Origin of the sequence: Paracoccus subflavus, from assembly GCF_004310345.1 — a bacterium.
Taxonomy (GTDB): Bacteria; Pseudomonadota; Alphaproteobacteria; order Rhodobacterales; family Rhodobacteraceae; genus Paracoccus; species Paracoccus subflavus.
Map to the genome: position 1 here is coordinate 117,823 of NZ_SISK01000005.1, position 16,771 is coordinate 134,593.

Annotated in this window: 13 protein-coding genes; 1 reads left to right on the forward strand and 12 read right to left on the reverse strand. The window is 66.6% G+C overall.

Going from position 1 to position 16,771, the window contains the following annotated elements; translation table 11 throughout:
• Window position 1 precedes the first annotated feature (1 nt).
• The 3 genes from EYE42_RS08515 to EYE42_RS08525 are packed head-to-tail and all read right to left on the reverse strand — an operon-like array spanning window position 2 to window position 3,601.
• On the reverse strand, window positions 2-880 hold the full coding sequence (locus EYE42_RS08515; RefSeq protein ID WP_130990893.1) for a branched-chain amino acid ABC transporter permease: 879 nt from the start codon (window positions 878-880) through the stop codon (window positions 2-4).
• Entirely contained in the window at window positions 880-2,829 is a 1,950-nt protein-coding gene (locus EYE42_RS08520) for an AMP-dependent synthetase/ligase (protein WP_130990894.1), read from the reverse strand. Before EYE42_RS08520 ends, EYE42_RS08515 begins: the two co-directional genes overlap by 1 nt.
• A complete protein-coding gene (locus tag EYE42_RS08525; RefSeq protein WP_130990895.1) occupies window positions 2,819-3,601 on the reverse strand; it encodes an ABC transporter ATP-binding protein in 783 nt (260 codons plus the stop codon). Before EYE42_RS08525 ends, EYE42_RS08520 begins: the two co-directional genes overlap by 11 nt.
• Window positions 3,602-3,758: 157 nt before the next feature.
• Between EYE42_RS08525 and EYE42_RS08530 the strand changes: the two genes are divergently transcribed.
• The gene (locus EYE42_RS08530; RefSeq protein ID WP_130990896.1) at window positions 3,759-4,682 is read left to right on the forward strand and encodes a LysR family transcriptional regulator; all 924 of its coding nucleotides are present in this window, start codon (window positions 3,759-3,761) and stop codon (window positions 4,680-4,682) included.
• On the opposite strand, the gene EYE42_RS08535 is transcribed toward EYE42_RS08530, so the two are convergent.
• The 9 genes from EYE42_RS08535 to EYE42_RS08575 all read right to left on the reverse strand — a co-directional run bounded on the left by EYE42_RS08535 (window position 4,663) and on the right by EYE42_RS08575 (window position 16,715).
• Window positions 4,663-6,492: a peroxidase family protein gene (locus tag EYE42_RS08535; RefSeq protein ID WP_130990897.1), complete on the reverse strand. Its 1,830-nt coding sequence runs from the start codon at window positions 6,490-6,492 to the stop codon at window positions 4,663-4,665. The genes EYE42_RS08530 and EYE42_RS08535 overlap by 20 nt on opposite strands.
• 234 nt (window positions 6,493-6,726) lie before the next feature.
• Window positions 6,727-7,509 carry an SDR family NAD(P)-dependent oxidoreductase gene (locus EYE42_RS08540; RefSeq protein ID WP_130990898.1) on the reverse strand — a complete coding sequence of 261 codons (783 nt, stop codon included), beginning with the start codon at window positions 7,507-7,509 and terminating at the stop codon, window positions 6,727-6,729.
• Window positions 7,506-8,336, reverse strand: coding sequence for a PPC domain-containing DNA-binding protein (locus tag EYE42_RS08545; RefSeq protein WP_246020667.1), 831 nt, complete (start codon window positions 8,334-8,336; stop codon window positions 7,506-7,508). Before EYE42_RS08545 ends, EYE42_RS08540 begins: the two co-directional genes overlap by 4 nt.
• Entirely contained in the window at window positions 8,333-9,910 is a 1,578-nt protein-coding gene (locus tag EYE42_RS08550) for an acyl-CoA synthetase (RefSeq protein WP_130990899.1), read from the reverse strand. The genes EYE42_RS08545 and EYE42_RS08550 overlap by 4 nt, the downstream gene beginning before the upstream one ends.
• Window positions 9,907-11,076: an acetyl-CoA acetyltransferase gene (locus EYE42_RS08555; RefSeq protein ID WP_130990900.1), complete on the reverse strand. Its 1,170-nt coding sequence runs from the start codon at window positions 11,074-11,076 to the stop codon at window positions 9,907-9,909. Before EYE42_RS08555 ends, EYE42_RS08550 begins: the two co-directional genes overlap by 4 nt.
• A complete protein-coding gene (locus EYE42_RS08560) occupies window positions 11,073-11,867 on the reverse strand; it encodes an IclR family transcriptional regulator (RefSeq protein WP_130990901.1) in 795 nt (264 codons plus the stop codon). Before EYE42_RS08560 ends, EYE42_RS08555 begins: the two co-directional genes overlap by 4 nt.
• Window positions 11,867-12,883 carry a TRAP transporter substrate-binding protein gene (locus tag EYE42_RS08565; RefSeq protein WP_130990902.1) on the reverse strand — a complete coding sequence of 339 codons (1,017 nt, stop codon included), beginning with the start codon at window positions 12,881-12,883 and terminating at the stop codon, window positions 11,867-11,869. The genes EYE42_RS08560 and EYE42_RS08565 overlap by 1 nt, the downstream gene beginning before the upstream one ends.
• A 33-nt stretch (window positions 12,884-12,916) precedes the next feature.
• Window positions 12,917-14,791 (reverse strand): TRAP transporter large permease, encoded by a 1,875-nt coding sequence (locus tag EYE42_RS08570; protein ID WP_130990903.1) that lies wholly within the window; start codon window positions 14,789-14,791, stop codon window positions 12,917-12,919.
• Window positions 14,792-15,137: 346 nt separating this feature from the next.
• Window positions 15,138-16,715 carry a PAS-domain containing protein gene (locus tag EYE42_RS08575; protein WP_130990904.1) on the reverse strand — a complete coding sequence of 526 codons (1,578 nt, stop codon included), beginning with the start codon at window positions 16,713-16,715 and terminating at the stop codon, window positions 15,138-15,140.
• Between the last annotated feature and the right edge of the window lie 56 nt (window positions 16,716-16,771).

Here is a 16,771-nt window from a genome sequence, read left to right on the forward strand (position 1 = left end):
CTCAGATCCTTTCGATGTCTTCGCGGCCGAAGATGCCAAAGGGGCGGACCATGATGGTCAGCAGGATGATCAGCGACGTCACCACGTCGCGCGTCGATCCGCCCACGAAACTGTCCAGATAGCCGGGGATGACGGTGCCCAGGACACCCACCAGGATGCCCCCCACCACCACGCCCGGGATCGAATCGACGCCGCCCAGGATCACCACCGCCACGGCGGGAAACAGCAGCATAGACAGCGTCCAGTCCACCCCCTGCGACGATCCCCACAGCGCCCCCGCCACCACCGCCGCGATGCCCGCCAGCCCCCAGGAGATCCCGATGGCGCGTTCCACGGAAATGCCCACCGCCCAGCTTGACACGTGATCGTCGGACACCGCGCGCAGCTTGGTCCCCAGCCGGGTGCGGAAGAAGAGCAGCGAGGCGCCGACCAGGGCCAGGGCCGCGATGCCCCCATACAGCGAGGTGCGGTTGATGAACACGTCGCCGATGATGATGGGGGCGAAATCGATGCCCAGGTCGATGGGCTTGGGCGTCGAGCCGAGGATGCCCGGCACCAGGCCGCGCAGCAGAATCTCCAGCCCCAGGGTCAGCATGACGACCATGATGACCGGCTGGCCCACCATCCGGCGCAACAACAGCCGTTCGACGATCAGGCCAAAGCCGAACATGATCGCGGCGGCCAGCGGGATGGCGATCCACACCGGCAGCCCCCAGGCCATCACCATCCAGACCGAATAGCCCGCGGTCATCACCAGGGCGCCCTGCGCCAGGTTCGGCACGCCCGCCGATTTGTAGATCAGCACGAAGCCCAGGGCGACCAGCGAATACATGAGGCCGGTCAGCGCCCCACTGATCAGCAGTTCCAGGAAATACGCCATCACGCGGCCCCCTTCACGTCGGACAGCCGCAATTCCCGGTCCAGCGATCCGGTCTGGCCGTTTTCATAGGTGATCTGCGCCTTGAAATCGATCTTGTCGTGGCCCGCGTTCAGCGCCTCGATGATCGGGCCATAGCGGTCGTCGATCACGTTGCGCTTGAGCTTGCGGGTCCGCGTCACTTCTCCGTCGTCGGGGTCGAATTCCTTGTGCAGGTTGACGAATCGGTCGATGGACAGGCCGTGCGGCAGATGCGTGTTCACGGCGGCAATTTCCCGGTCGATCAGGTCGTAAACGCCCGGATGCTGCGACAGCTCGGCATAGGACGTATAGGCCACGCCATGTTCCTGCGCCCATTGACCCACCGCCTGGAAGTCGATGCAGACGATTGCCACCAGCATGTCGCGGCCCTGCCCGATCACGGCGGCGTCCTTGATATAGGCGCTGAATTTCAGCCGGTTCTCGATATAGGTGGCGATGAACCGGGTGCCGTCGCGTTTCTCCACCACCTCGGACACGCGGCCCAGCACCACCAGTTGCCCGTCGGGTTCGATCTGGCCCGCGTCGCCGGTGTGCAGCCAGCCGTCCTGTAACGCCTCGGCGGTGGCCTTGGGGTTCTGGAAATAACCGTCGAAGATGTTGTCGCCGCGCAGCAGGATCTCGCCGCCCTCGTCGATCTTCATCTCGACGCCGGGGAACGGCCGGCCGACCGTGGTCAACGAGATGTCCTCGGGGTTCTGGGCCACGGCCAGGGCGCAGTTTTCCGTCTGGCCATAGAACTGGCGCAGGTTCAGGCCGATGGCGCGGAACCACAGGAACACGTCCTCGCCGATCGCCTCGCCGGCGGTATAGGCGCGACGCACGCGGCCCAGACCAAGCTGGTCGCGGATCGGTCCATAGACCAGCCATTCGCCCAGAAACCGCGACAGACCGGTGCCTGCGGACCTGCCGTCCAGCCGGGCGCGTTCCGCGGCCATGGCGCGGGGCATGAAGTAATCGTACAGCCTGCGCTTCAGCCCGGTGGTCTCGGCAATGCCAACCTGCACGCGCGTCAGCATCGCCGACCAGGCGCGGGGGGATGCGAAATACAGCGTGGGCGCCATTTCGCGCAGGTCGTGCAGGGCGGTTTCGTTGGCCTCGGGGATGTTGACGGTAAAGCGCAACTCCATCGCGGCGCCCACCGAAAAGATGAAATCGCCCACCCAGGCCATCGGCAGATAGGCCATGTGGACCTCTCCCGGTCCGAAATATCCGGCGGCGGCGGCGTTGCGGACACCCGACAGGACATGCCCGTGCTTCAGCGGAATGCCCTTGGGCGCCCCGGTGGTGCCCGACGAATGCATCAGCACCACGATGTCGTGGACGGTCGATCGTTCGATCAGCGATTTCGCAAGGCCTGGATCGGCGGCCAGGCGTGCCGCACCCTCGGCCCGGATGGCGTCAAAGCCCGCCACGCCCGAAGGTTCGCGTCCGGCCAGCCCGCGCGGGTCGTCGTAAACGATCAGATCCAGATGGGTCCAGCGGCTCTTGGCCTCCAGCATCTTGTCGACCTGTTCCTGATCCTCGGCTACGGCCACGCGGATATCCTCGCGCTCCATCTGCGCGGCCAGTTCCTCGGTGGGCGCATCGGCATAGGCGGGGGACGGGATGGCCCGCAGGCAGGCCGCGCCCAGCATGGCGAAATACAGCTTGGGGCGGTTGTCGCCGATCACCAGGACCACGTCGCCGGGCTTCACGCCGCGCGCCTCGAGGCCCGCGGCGAATTCCACCACCGCGCGCAGATAGTCGGCCCAACTGTATTCCTGCCAGATGCCGTGGTCGCGCTCGCGCATGGCGATCTGGTGGGGGGCCTCGGCGGCGTTCCGGGCCAGACGGGCAAGGATCGTGTCGTCGATCCGCCAGTTCGGGTGCAGCGCCCGAGCCTGGGCCATGTTCACGGGATCATGCTGCATTGCGGGGCTTTCCGATATAGGCCTCGACCACGCGGGGATCGGCGATGGCTTCGCGGGCCGGACCCTGGGCGATTTCCTGGCCATTGTTCAGCACCAGCACCCGGTCGCACAGCGCGGTCACGACATCCATGTGATGTTCGATGATCAGCACCGTCAGGCCCAGGGCATCCTGGGCGTCCAGGATGAAGCGGACCATGTATTCCTTTTCTTCCTGGTTCATCCCCGCCATCGGCTCGTCCAGGACCAGCAGCTTGGGTTCGGCGCACAGCGCGCGGGCCAGTTCGACCCGCTTTTGCAGGCCCAGGGGAATCACATCGACATGTTCGTCGCGGGCGGGCGCCAGTTGCAGAAGGTCGATCACCTCCTCGACATGGCGGCGATGGGCGATTTCTTCCTTTTGCGCCCACCAGGGATACAGGAACGACGCCAGCGGATTGGGCTTCATGAAGATGTGCCGGCCCATCAGGATATTGTCCAGAACGCTCATTCCATGGAACAGCGCGACGTTCTGAAAGGTGCGGGCCACGCCCATGGACGCGATGCGGAACGGCTTCAGCCCGTTGATCTTCTGCCCGTCCAGCGTGATCGTGCCGTCTTGCGGGGGATAGAACCCGGTGATGGCGTTGACCAGCGTGGTCTTGCCCGACCCGTTGGGGCCGACCAGACCGAAAATCTCGCCCTGCCTGACCGCGACCGAGACGTTTTTCAGCGCCACAACCCCGCCAAAGCGGCGCACGATATTGTCGCACACAAGAACGTTGTCGCCGGTCATGCGGGAAACCGCATGGGAACCAGAAATCCGTGCATAGCCTGTCCTCCCAAACAGTCTTGCAAGCCGGCTTTTTTCCCGGCCTTTGAAGAAAGGCTAGCACTGGATCGGTTTTTCGGTAAACCGAAAAGATTGGCAAAATCTTTTCGGGATTCCTGAAATGCACCCCAATCTTGTCGATCACCTGCGCGCCTTCTGTGCCATCGCCGATCACGGCAGCCTGACCGCGGCGGCACGAGAGTTGCGGCGGCCCATCTCCTCGGTCAGCTATTCGCTGGCCCAGCTCGAGGGGCAATGCGGCTTTGCGCTGCTGGGACGGGGGCCGAACCGGGCCGAGCTGACCGAACGGGGGCGCGTCCTTTTGGCCGAGGCGCGCAGCGTCGTCGAGGGCGCGCGCAGCTTTGTCACCCATGCCGCATCGCTGGAAAAAGGCGAGGAAACGCGCCTTCGGGTGTTGATCGACGTGCTGTTTCCCCGCGCCCACCTGAACCGGGCGCTGCGGGTCTTTGGCCGCGACCATCCCCATGCGCGGTTCCAGTTCTTCAACTCGTCGCTGGCGACGCTGTGGGACGATCTGCGCGACGGCAGTTTCGACTTTGCCCTGACGCTGGCTGCCGCGATTCCATCGGACATTTCCGCCCGGCATCTGGGCAGCGAGACGCTGGGCCCGGTCTGCGCGACCGATCACCTTTTGGCGCGGATGCCGCAGCCGCTGGCGATGCGGACCCTTGGCCAGGAACGCCAGATCTATTACGTGGGTTCGCCCCAGATCGACATGGAACGGGTGGGGCGGTTGTTTTCGGCCGATGTCTGGACGGTCAACGACGTCGAACTCATCAAGTCCATGGTGTCGGCGGGCCTTGGCTGGTGCTTTTCCGCCAGCAGCACCTTTGCCCCCGAGATCGCGCGCGGCGAGGTCGTGGCCCTGACATGCGAGGACATGCAATTCCACCCGGTCCGCACCGTGGTCGTGGCCTGGCCCGCCCATCGCCGTCCCGGTCCCCTGGGGCGGCGGATGGTGCAGACCCTGGCCGAGGAATTCGGCCAGGACGGGGCGCCGATCCTCAGGTCAGAAGCCCGGTAAAGCGCAGCATCGCCTTGAGGCTGTCGATCGGTTCGGACGGCCGGAACAGATGCGGCGACCAGCGATGCCCGTCGATCCGGGCGTTCCAGTAGGACGCCGGATCGTTGACCACCAGCCCGGTCAGGGTGTTGGCGACCAGATGGCTGCCAAGCGCACCCAAGTGATGGCCGCCCACCGCCTCGGCCTCGCGCAGGACATAGAACCACAGGGGCGTCGCCGCATCCAGACCGGCAGCGGTCAGGAAATCCCGACCCTCGGCCACCTGCGCCGGGGTCAGCACCGGGATCGGGCGATAAAGCCCGGTCGCATTGATGGCCGCGATCAGGGACTGGGCCGAGGGCATGTTCAGCCGGTATCCGCGCCGCAGGTTGCGCATCGCCAGCCGCTTCATGACCGGGGCCGGCGCAGGCTGGCCCGGCTCGGGCTCGGGGTCGCGCTGGTTGATCATGTCATCCAGCGGCGGGGCCAGATGCGTGTCGATCCTGCGCGCCGACCGCAGCGGCGTTTCGGCATGAACGAACCGTTCCCACTCGATCACCCAGTTTCCCGGCAGCGACGTCTTGGGATCGGCCGTCAGGGGCGAGGGCATTCCGCCGCTGCCGGTGAATTCGAACAACTGCGTAAAGGTCGCAAAGGGCAGAAGTTGCGCAGACCCCGCGACCGCGCGCCCGAAGAAGCGGTTGTGGTCATAGCCGCCGCGCACCATGGAATGTCCGAAGCGGAACCCCGCGACCGAGAATTCCAGCGGCATCGGCATCTTGACGGGATCGGCGGGCGGATTGGCGGCCAGGAACTCGGCATACAGGGGCGCGCCGGTGGCCAGAACCTCGTCCACCACATCGTTTGCGCAGATCGTGGGCAGAAAATCGTTCAGCACCAGCCACTGGTAATGAAAGCGCGTCAGGTCGCGGGCGCCCTGAAAGCCGTTGCCCAGATCCACGAACCGGTTGTGCAGCCGCAAAAAGGCCACATGCAGTTGCGCCACCAGCAGGTTTTCGTCATTGCGCCCGTCGCCGATGATGGCACGGGTGCGGATCGGGCCGTTCTCGTTCACGAAATTTTCGCGCAGCGCGGGGTCAAGCGCGTCCAGCTCGGCCTGCGTGATGTCGCCCCGGTCCATCAGAAATCCCAGCCGCAACAGGTCTGCCGCCGGATCGGCAGGCAGCGGCGGACGCCCGCCCCCGGAATCGGCCGTCACGCCCAGGCGCATCTTGTCGGTGAATGTCGGGTGGCGCATCAACCGGGCCAGCTTCAGGGCAAAATCCCCCTGATCGGGCGAATCGCCGTAAAGGCTGTCCAGCCCCAGCGACCCGTCGCGCAGGTTGTCCAGTTCCTGTTCCACGCGGGTCCGGTCAGCGGGTGCGATATCGCCCCTGATCTCGGACAGGCCGGACACCTCGCGATCGGTGTTGGCGGTGATGTCATGATCGATGAACTGGCCGAAATAGGTATAGATCGGCGGGATCGCGGCATCGCCATCACCCGGCGTTTCCGTCGCCATGCTTTCGGCCAACTGGTCCAGCGCGGCCAGCGTTTCGGCCGATTCGGGCAGGCCCGGCGCATCGCGGAACAGATAGCGAAAGGCACCGGCGGCGGTTTCCATCGACCGGGCATGGACCGACCGGGTCCGCGCCGCGCCGTCCATCACGGCGACAAGGGGCCTGAGGTCAAGCCGGGTCATCGTAACGGCCGGATTTTCCAGAACCGCCGTGCGGCCCCTGAGGCCTGCGCCGCGGGGGGCTGGGTCGGCCGGGTGCGGAACCGCGGCATCCTGCACGATCCGGGTTCCATGGCTAAGCGAAAACAGCATATCTTTCTCCAGAACAATCGTTATCCAGCCGGCGCATGGGACATGCGCCGGACACAGGTTCCGCGGCAGTGCTGCGGCAGGCGATCATTCGGACTTTGAAAATACTCCGAAACTCTATCGCCAGATAAACTAATATCATATCAAATATTGTTTTTCAAATATCAATTATAAAAAAACCATGCCCTATATAATATGGCATGGTTTAGATTTTGCTTTAAAGAATTCTGGCGGGCGTCATGTCTGCCGCTGGGTGCCCTCCTCACGCCGGAGCGCCGGCAGGCCCACGCCGGTTGCCTCGAACCCGCCGTCCACGGCAAGGGTCTGGCCGGAAATGAAGCTGGCCTTGTCGGAACACAGGAACACGATGGCCTCGGCGATCTCGCGCGCCTCGCCATAGCGGTTCAGCGGGATGGCGTCGTAATAGGCGGCGATGATCTCGGGGGCGTGGACGGCCATGGCCAGCTTGGTCCGGACCGGGCCGGGGGCCACGCAGTTGACGCGGATGCCCTGTTCGCCCAGCTCGGCCGCGAACTGCTTGGTCAGGTGGATGACGGCGGCCTTGGAGGTGCCATAGGCCACCCGCAGCGTCGAGGCCCGAAGCCCCGAGATCGAGGCGATATTGACGATGGCGCCCCGCGTTTTCGCCAGTTCGGGAATGGCGGCCTGCGTGCACAGGAACACCCCGTCCAGGTTGACGGCCATCACCTCGCGCCAGTCCTCGAAACTGGTTCTGTTCGCGCGCGAAAACAGCGCGACGCCCGCATTGTTGACCAGGGCATCGACGCGGCCGAATCGGGCAACCGTCTCGCGGATCATGCCGTCCACGGCCTGCGGGTTCGACACGTCGGCCTCGACCGGCAGGACATTGTCCATCGCATCGCAGACCCGGTGCAATTCGTCGGTGTCGCGATCCACGACGGCGACGCGCCAGCCTTGTTCCAGGAAAATCTCGGTCGCGGCCAGGCCGATGCCCCTGCATCCGCCCGTCACAAGGGCGACCTTTGCATCCTGCGTCATGTGTCTGTCCTTTCGATAAGCAGTTCCAGCGTCACGCCGACCGGGTTTGTCCCCCGTTCCAGCCTGCCGCGCATGATGGTGCCGGCAATGTCCACGACCTCGATCGGGATCGTGGCCCGGCCGGCCGTCAAGGTGGCGCCGTCCAGCCGCAATTCGGTGGCATGGCAGTCCATGCGGCCGCCACCCTCGAAGCGGACATGGTCGATGCTGCCCACGCCATGCAGACGGGCATCCCCGATGCCGTGGCACGCGCACAGCGTTTCGATGGCCGTCGTCACATCCTCTCCGGGCAGGACCCGGGCCAGCAGGCCCGTGACGCCGCCGCCGCCCTGCGGGGTGAACAGGGTGAAGGCCGTCTCGGGGTCCGGCAGCGCCTCGAACCAGGCATCCGGCGCGCCGATGCCGGCGACGCGGGCATCCGCCGCCAAAACGGACTCCGATGGCAGCAGGTGGCCCATCGTCCCGCCCCATGTGCCGTGGCAATGCAGAAACGGCGCGCCATTCTTCCAGCCGACCGTCGCGGTGGCGCGTCCGATGGTGACGGGACCATGGGGCGCATGGAGGTCCGAATACCAGGCCGCATGGATGCCGTCGGTCGATGGCGCGGGCAGCACGAAGCGCAGGGGATCGCAGGTCACGCCGTCCAGCCAGACCACGCCGCCCTTGCAGCCCGCGTCGGCGAACAGCCGCGCCACCGCCGCCATCACCGTCCGGCCTGCCGGCAGCACGCCCGAAACCGGCCGCAGGTCGGCCCGCACCGCCACCGCGCGATCGGCCGCGCGCGGGCCGGGATGGATCATCCGCTCCTGACTGACAGGACCGCTCATGCGATCATGCCGCGGGCTTCCAGTTCCTCGCGGATCATGTTTTTGGTGATCTTGCCATAGGCCGATTTCGGCAGGGCATCCCAGAACAGGAACCGCTTGGGCATTTTATATCGCGACAGCTTGCCGTCCAGGAAGGCGGCCAGATCCGCCTCGGCCACGGGGGCGTTCGCCACGCAGACGGCCCAGCCGATCTCGCCCCACAGGGGGTCGGGGACGCCCAGCACCGCGACCTCGCTGATGGCGGGATGGGTCAGGATCTTCTCCTCGATCTCGCGCGGATAGACGTTCGACCCGCCCGAGATGAACATGTCCGACTGCCGGCCGGTGATATAGACGAAGCCTTGATCGTCCATGTGGCCCAGATCGCCGGTGCGGAACCAGCCGTCGCGAAAGGATTTCGCGTTGGCCTCGGGGTTGTCGTAGTATCCGGCAAAGACGGCAGGGCCGATGCAGCAGATCTCTCCGGTTTCGCCCGGCGCGACCTCGGCGCCGTTGTCGTCCTGGATCTGGATCTCGATGCCCGTGCGGGCGTAACCGCAGGTGCCGATGCGGGCCATGGGTCCGTCCTCGGCCTGGTGCAGATGGGCGGGCAGGACGGTGATGTTGCCCGTCACCTCGCCCAGGCCGAAATACTGGACCAGCACCGGCCCAAGGGTCCGCAGCGCGCGTTGCTGGTCCACCCGGTACATCGGCGCCCCGGCATAGATGACATAGCGCAGCGACGAGGTGTCGGCCGCGGCGGTCGAGGGATGTTCCACCAGCAGCTTCAGGATGGTGGGCACGGTGAACATCGTGGACACGCGCCAGTCGCGCACCAGATCCCAGACCTGGGCCACGTCAAAGCGTTCGGTGGGCAGCAGGATCGTTTTCACCCCCCGCGCCACCTGGGTCAGTTGATGCACCCCGGCGCCATGCGACAGCGGCGCCACCACCAGCGAGGCATCGTCCGCCGTCAGCCCCGGCATCAGGTCGGCCAGATGATTCGTGACCACGAAGGCCATCTGGCCATGCGTCAGGACCGACGCCTTGGGCCGCCCCGTGGTCCCCGAGGTGAAGAAGAACCAGCAGGGATCGTCCCGGTCCACCGCCGCCACCTGCGGACGTTCCCCCCTGTGGTCGGCGGTGATCGCCGTCACGTCCGGCCCGAAATCGGCCTGCCCGAAGGCCAGGGTCGTCACCCCGCAGGCCGCCGCGTGGTCCGGGAAGCCTGCGTTGCAGACCATCAGCGTCGCCCTGGATGCCCGGGTCAGATAGGCCATCTCATCAGGCGTCTGGCGAAAGTTGGCGGGCACCCAGACACCCCCCGCGCGCCAGACCGCGAACATCGCCTGCATCATCTCCATGCAGTTCTGGGACTGGCACATCACCCGGTCGCCCTTTTGCAGGCCAAAGCGCATCTGCAGCGCATGGGCGAGCGCATCGGTGCGGGCGTTCCATTCGGTCCAGGTCCAGCGGGCATCGCCCATCACCAGGGCCACGCCGTCGGGATCGCGCTGCGCGGCCTGCGCCAGAAAGGTCGCAAGGTTCATCACACGGGTGGACACCGGGGCCAACCCGCCCGCCGGATCGGTCATTTCTGCCGCTCCAGGATCGAACAATAGTTCGCGACCGCCGTGCCGCCCATGTTGAAGACGCCGGCCAGCGTCGCGCCGGACACCTGCATCGCGCCCGCGTCATCCATCAGTTGCATCGCCGCCATGACGTGCTGGGACACACCGGTCGCGCCGATGGGATGGCCGCGCGACTTCAACCCGCCCGAGGGGTTCACGGGCAGCGCGCCGTCCATGCGCGTCGTGCCCTCGCGGATCACGCGCCAGCCCTGGCCGCGCGGGGCCAGACCCATCGCCTCGTATTCGATCATCTCGGCGGTGGTGAAGCAGTCATGGGTCTCGACCAGTGACAGGTCGGTGATCGCCAGCCCCGCCTGATCCAGCGCCTTGCGCCAGACGCGGTGGGCGCCCGCGAATTCGGTCGGGTCGCGGCGCGACAGGGCCAGCATGTCGCCCACTTGGGCGCGGGCGCGGAAGCGGATGGCCCGCGACAGGGTTTCGGCCACCTCGGGCGCGGCCAGCACGATCGCCGCTGCCCCGTCGGAGACCAGCGAACAGTCGGTGCGCCGCAGCGGCCCGGCGACCAGCGGGTTCTTGTCGGACGGGGTGTTGCAGAAGGCCACGTCGAACGCCTTCTGCATATGGGCATAGGGGTTGCGCGCGCCGTTCTCGTGGTTCTTGGCGGCGATCATCGCCAGTTCCTCGGACCGGTCGCCGTTCTTCTGGAAATAGCTGTCGGTGATCCGGCCAAAGACGCCCGCGAAGCCGCCGGGCGTGTCGCCTTCTTCGGCGACATAGCTGGCCGACAGCAGCACGCCGCCCACATCGGCGATGGGAATGGCGGTCATCTTTTCGGCGCCGATCACCAGCGCGACCCTGCCGCGGCCCGAGGCGATGAAATCGGCGGCGGCATAGAGCGCGGCCGATCCGGTGGCGCAGGCGTTCTCGGTGCGCATGAAGGGCACGCCCGCCAGGTCCGGGCTGCCCATGGCGACAAGCGCGCCCTGGAAATCCTGCCGCTGGAAGCCGTTGTTGTAGACGCCGGTGAAGATGCCATCGACGGCATCCGGCGCGATGCCGGCATGGTCCAGCGCGGGCAGGGCCACCTCGGCCATCAGGGCCATGGTGTCGGGCGCCTCGGACTTGCCGAACCTGGTATGCGCCCAGCCGACGATCAGGGGGTCGGTCATGCTGTTCTCCTTTGTGGGTCAGGACCGGCAAGGCGGGCGGCGGTCGCCTGCGCCTCGCGGTGCAGCGCAGCGGCCAGGTCGGCCTGCCGCGCAGGGGTCATGCGGTTTTCGATGGCGGCGATGGACAGCGCGCCCGCAGGGCGGCCGTCCGGCCAGCGGATCGCGACGCCCAGACCCCAGGATCCCGGCACCACACGACCGGGGTTCAGGGCATGGCCATGGGCGCGGGCGCGGGCCAGATCGCTGACCAGGCCCGGCATCAGATCGCCCACCAGCGGCGCCACGCGATCCAGCAGGGCCTGGGCCTCGGACGGGGGCAGGGAGGCCAGGATCGCCAGGGCGCCGGCGCCGACGCCCGCGGGCTTGCGGTCGCCCCGCATCAGGGCATGGGTGCGGACCGGGAAATCGCCCTCGATCCGTTCCAGGCACAGGGTATGGTCGTCCTGCGGCACGGTCAGCAGCACCGTGTCGCCGGTATCCTTTGCCAGGCGCACCATGGCGTCGCGGGCATGGTGCAGGATGCCGTGGCGTTCGGCGGCGAACCCCGCCAGCAGATAGGTTTCCGGACCCAGGTAATAGCGCCGGGTCATCCGGTCCTGTTCGACCATCCGCGCCGCGCCCAGCGCCAGCAGCAGCCGCCGCGCCGTGGGGCGTGCCAGGCCCGAGGCTGCCGCAAGCTGCGCCAGCCCCAAGCCCTGCGCGCCACCCCGCCCGACCAGCGACAGCAAGGACAGCGCACGCGCCACCGCCTGCGTCCCGCCGCTGTCGGAAGGGGCTGCCCCGTCACGCATCAGGCAAGCTGCCGGCCGACGGCGCTTTCCAGAATGGCCCAGGCTTCGTCGCCATAGGTGTTCTTCCATTCCCCATAAAAGCCCGCCTCGCGCAGCTTGTCCTCGAACGCCTTGGGATCGGGGTCGTTGAAGACGAAACCGTTCGTTTCCAGTTCGCTGCGAAGCGTTCCGTTCATCTGGGCGATATCGGCACGCTGCTTGACGGCGGCATCGTTGAAATTGTCGGCCACGGCCTGCTGGATGTCCTCGGGCAGGGCGCCCCAGGCGCGGCGGTTGCCCAGCAGCCAGAAGCCGTCCCACATGTGGTTGGTCATGGAACAGTATTTCTGCACCTCCCACAGCTTGGCGACCTTCAGGATCGCCAGCGGGTTTTCCTGTCCGTCCACGATGCCGGTCTGCAACGCGGTATAGACCTCGGCAAAGTTGATGGATGCGGGGGCCGAACCGAAGGCGGTGAACAGCGACGTCCACAGGGGCGACACGGGAACGCGGATCTTGAAGCCTTCCAGATCGGCGGGCGTTTCGATCGGCTTGGTGGACGAGGTGATCTGGCGGAAGCCATTGTCCCAGATTTTTTCCATCACCACCAGGCCCGCGCCCTCGATCTGGCCGCGCGCATAGGCGCCCAGTTCGCCGTCCATGGCCTTCCAGACGGTGTCATAGTCCGGAAAGGCAAAGCCCACCCCGTTGATGGATGCGTTGGGGACCAGCGTGGACAGGATCACCGGCGAAAGCTGGAAGAAATCCACCCCGCCGGACCGCAACTGGCCCAGCACGTCGGTATCCGCGCCCAACTGGTTCGACGGAAAGATCTGCAGGTCGAACCGGCCGCCCGTGGCCTCGAGGATCGCCTTCTGCGCCTCGGCCAGGCGGACGTTGCTGGGATGGTCCAGCGGCTGGTTGTTGGCCAGCTTGTAGCTGAATTCGGCGGCCATCGCGGGCCTGACCCGGATGAACGGCGTGGCCAGTGCGCCGGCAGCGGCGCCCAGCATGATGGTACGGCGGGTGATGGTCATGAAAGTCCTCCTCCCAGAGGGATCAAGCAAGGGTTACAGCAAAGCGGTGGAAAACCAGGGCACGGCGGCGATCAGCAGCAGGCCGACCATCAGCGCGGCCAGATAGGACCAGATCCGTCCCATGACCTGTTCGGCGGGCACATTGGCGATCTTGCAGGCAATGTAAAATCCGATGCCGATGGGCGGCGCCATCAGGCCGATGTTCATCGCCGTGACGATCACCATGGCATAGTGGATGTCGTGGATGCCCAGGCCGCGCGCGATGGGGAACATGATCGGCGCCAGCAGCACGATGGCGGGCAGGCCCTCCAGGATGCAGCCCAGGATCAGGAAGATCGCGATGGAGGCCAGCATGAACACGATCCAGCCGCCGGGCAGCCCGGTGACCAGCGTCATCAGGTCGCGCGCAAAGCCCGACTGGGTCAGCGCCCAGGCCATCGACGACGCGGCGCCCAGGATCAGCAGGATCGCCCCCGACATGGCGGCGGTTTCCACCAGCATCCCGCCCACGCGGCGCAGCGGAATGCCGCCATAGAGCACCGCGCCGATGATGAAGGCGTAAAGCGTGGCGATGGTGGAAACCTCGGTCGCGGTGGCCACCCCGCCGCCGACCAGGCTGCGGATCATGAAGGGCAGCACCAAGGCGGGCGCGGCGATCAGGGCGGTCCTGCCGATGACGTTCAGGGGCGCGCGGCGCACGCCCTCCATCCGTTCGCCGCGTGCCTTCCAGCGGGCCAGGATCGCCAGCACGATCAGCAGCACCATGGCGATGGCAAAGCCGCTGGTGAACAGCCCGGCGATGGACACGCCCGCGACCGATCCCAGAACGATCAGCACGATGGATGGCGGCACGGTGTCCGCCATGGCGGCCCCCGTCGCCAGCAGCGCGGTCATTTCCGGCGCGGAATGGCCCCGGCGGCGCATTTCGGGAAACAGCGCGGGGGCAACGGTCGCCATGTCCGACACCTTCGACCCCGATATCCCCGACACCAGGAACATGGACCCCAGCAGGACATAGCTCATCCCCGCCTTCACATGGCCGAACATGGAGGCAAGAAAGCCGACGATGGCGCGGCCCATGCCGGTCGCATCCAGGATACAGCCCAGCAGCACGAAAACCGGCACCGACAGCAGGATCAGCGACGACATCCCCTCGTCGATGCGCCCCATCATCACGAAGACCGGTGCGCTGGTGGCGAATGTCAGGTATCCCAGCGTCGCCAGCGCAAAGCAGAAGGCGATGGGCACACCGATCATCAGCAGAAGGCCCGCGAACAGGCCCAGGAACAGGGGCAGGTTCCAGTTGCCAAGGCTCAGGACGGCGGGCCTGGCGAACCACAGCAGGGCGGCCAGCAGTCCCGCCACAGCCAGAGTGCCTCCGATGACCGCCCATTCGCGCGTGCGGATCACCGACAGCACCATCAGCAATCCCATCAGCCCGATGCCCATCGGCAAGGCGGATGCCCGCCAGGACATCGGCAGGCCCAGCGCGGGCGAGGTGATGAAGGATTCCTCATAGGCATAGGCGACCGCCACCGGCAGCAGCCGGACCAGCAGCACGCAGACCAGCACGCTGCCCGCGATCTCCAGCACCCGCGCCAACCGGGCCGGCAGCAGCGGCAGGAACACCGTCAACCGCATGTGTTCGTGCCGGTCCACGGCCAGGGCCGCGCCCAGCATGGCCATCCAGATGAAGCTGATCGAGGCGACCTCGTCCCCCCAGATCAGGGGTTTCGCCAGCACGTAGCGGAAAAAGACATTGGTCAGAACGGTGACGATCATTCCCACCAGCAGGGCGGCAGCGGCGATTTCCACCGGGCGCATCCAGGCCTCGGCACGCTGGGGTTCGGCCAGCGCCTCGATCCCGCCCAGCGCCGGTTCGGCCTCCTGCGCCTCGGTATGATGCATCCCCCAGCCTCCTGCGGACAGTCCGGCCGCCTTTGCCGGTTCTGCTGTCCATATCGTGGATGTGGACAGATCCTTGTCAGCGCAGGGATACCGGCAACGACGAAGGGCTGGCAACAGTAAAACACCCTTTTCGCCGGAAAAGGGAACTCCAAATAACTCCATCAAGATTATTTCGTGTTCCACAATGCGGAACTCTGGAAAATGACCTTCCTGTCATCAGAAAGGTTCCAGGGTCGGCCCCCGATATTCTGACTGAAGTGTTCCGGGAACTGCATGGCAGGCACAGACAGGCCAGGCCCGACCCGCGGATCCCGGCTTGCAAATGCCGATGCCTGTGGGGCAGGCGTCAGCCGGTGGCGCCGGTCAGCGCGGGCTGGTGGGCGGTGTCGGGCAGGGTCAAGGGATCGGGCAGGGTAAAGCGCACCATCTGCCGGCCTGCCGGCAAACGGGTCACCGTCCAGCCCAGCAGACGGCCCTGCGGGCCTGCGATCAGGCCGCTGCCGCGCTGGCCTCCCTCGGTATCCGCCAGGCGTGCGGCCAGGGCTTGCAGCCCCGGTCCGGTTTCGGCATGGGCCTGCCAGCAGGCCAAGGCGGCGCCCAGGCTGCCGGGGACCGTCTGCCACAGGTCGCGATAAACCTGATTGGTCAACGCCACCTGCCCGCCCGGTGCGAAAACCACCACCGCCTCGCCCATGTTGTCCAGAATGCTGTGGCCCAGGGCCATTTCCCCCCTGAACTTGCGCGTGAGGCTCATTTCCGAGGTGATGTCCTCGAACAGAAAGGCCACGGCGCCGTCGGGATGGGGGCGCCCGGTCACGCGATAGGTCTGGCCGCCCGGCAGCGACCATTCCTCGACATGGTGGCCCACCGCTGCGGCGCTTTCCAGATTGCTCATCTGCTGGCGCCAGCTTCGGAAATCCTTGGGCTCGGGAACCATGCGCAATTCGCGCAGCTTGTCCAGAAGGTCGAACAGCGTGGGCCGCGCGGTCAGGAAGCCGGTGGGCAGGTTCGTCAGGTCGATCAGGGCCGGATTGAACAGTTGCAGATGCCGCTGCCGGTCGAAGATCGCCAGGCCGATGGGCAGGTCGGCAAAGGTCTTGGTCAGGGTCTGGACGAATTCGCGCAAGGACCGCTCGGCCCGCACAGCCGCATCGGCGGGCAGGGCGAACATCATGGTATGATCGCCCACCTGATGGCTGTGGCAGTCGTACCACGATACGGCCCCGTTATGCGACAGCGCGGCGCGGCGCGTCTTGGTGCCGGCCCCCGGCACGGGGCGCGGCGATTCCAGCAGCCGCGGCAGAGGCCAGCCGATCGGTTCGGCCGCGACCGCCTCGGCCTTGCGCAGATAGGCGGCATTGGCCCATGTCACCCGCTCTTCGCCGTCCTGGCGCCAGACCAGCATCGGGGTCTGATCCAGCGACCGGCGCAGCAGGTCCAGTTCCTCCTCCATCGCCTGCTGGGACATCGAGTCCACGACGATGCCCGCGTATTCCGCCTGCGGATCGGTGATCGAAACGCGCAGCAGGCCGGGTTCGATCTGATCCACCGCCAGCCGCAGGGCGGCGCTGCCCGATCCCGTCCCGCCCAGCGATTCGAAACGGCCCAGCCGATCAAGGCGGTCCAGGGCCTCGATCGCATCGGGAAAGCGCGGCCCGATCCATTGCAGAAGGCGCGTCCAGTCGCCCTCGGCGGCGGAAAGGCGATCCAGAAGGGCGCGGGCGGGGGGGGTGGCATCCACCAGCCGGCCATCGCGGAACAGCATCACCGTGGGCCGGAGGCTGGTTTCAAGGCCCTGGGGCAGGCGCCGATGCCCCCGTCCCGGCCCCCGGTCCCACCAGCGCAGCGCCAGCACCGCCAAGACCACCGAAACGGTTCCCGTCAGAACCGCTGTCAGGACCAGCCCGATTCCCTGCAGGACCATGCCCCTGCTCCCTCCCGCGTTTCCGCAACCATAGGAGGAACAGGCTTAATGAACAG

Coding starts and splice junctions, on each gene's coding strand:
- EYE42_RS08575 (WP_130990904.1), bottom strand. CDS start 16,715: ATGGTCCTGCAGGGAATCGGGCTGGTCCTGACAGCGGTTCTGACGGGA.
- EYE42_RS08540 (WP_130990898.1), bottom strand. CDS start 7,509: ATGACGCAGGATGCAAAGGTCGCCCTTGTGACGGGCGGATGCAGGGGC.
- EYE42_RS08555 (WP_130990900.1), bottom strand. CDS start 11,076: ATGACCGACCCCCTGATCGTCGGCTGGGCGCATACCAGGTTCGGCAAG.
- EYE42_RS08545 (WP_246020667.1), bottom strand. CDS start 8,336: ATGAGCGGTCCTGTCAGTCAGGAGCGGATGATCCATCCCGGCCCGCGC.
- EYE42_RS08560 (WP_130990901.1), bottom strand. CDS start 11,867: ATGCGTGACGGGGCAGCCCCTTCCGACAGCGGCGGGACGCAGGCGGTG.
- EYE42_RS08565 (WP_130990902.1), bottom strand. CDS start 12,883: ATGACCATCACCCGCCGTACCATCATGCTGGGCGCCGCTGCCGGCGCA.
- EYE42_RS08520 (WP_130990894.1), bottom strand. CDS start 2,829: ATGCAGCATGATCCCGTGAACATGGCCCAGGCTCGGGCGCTGCACCCG.
- EYE42_RS08570 (WP_130990903.1), bottom strand. CDS start 14,791: ATGCATCATACCGAGGCGCAGGAGGCCGAACCGGCGCTGGGCGGGATC.
- EYE42_RS08515 (WP_130990893.1), bottom strand. CDS start 880: ATGGCGTATTTCCTGGAACTGCTGATCAGTGGGGCGCTGACCGGCCTC.
- EYE42_RS08525 (WP_130990895.1), bottom strand. CDS start 3,601: ATGACCGGCGACAACGTTCTTGTGTGCGACAATATCGTGCGCCGCTTT.
- EYE42_RS08535 (WP_130990897.1), bottom strand. CDS start 6,492: ATGCTGTTTTCGCTTAGCCATGGAACCCGGATCGTGCAGGATGCCGCG.
- EYE42_RS08530 (WP_130990896.1), top strand. CDS start 3,759: ATGCACCCCAATCTTGTCGATCACCTGCGCGCCTTCTGTGCCATCGCC.
- EYE42_RS08550 (WP_130990899.1), bottom strand. CDS start 9,910: ATGACCGATCCGGCGGGCGGGTTGGCCCCGGTGTCCACCCGTGTGATG.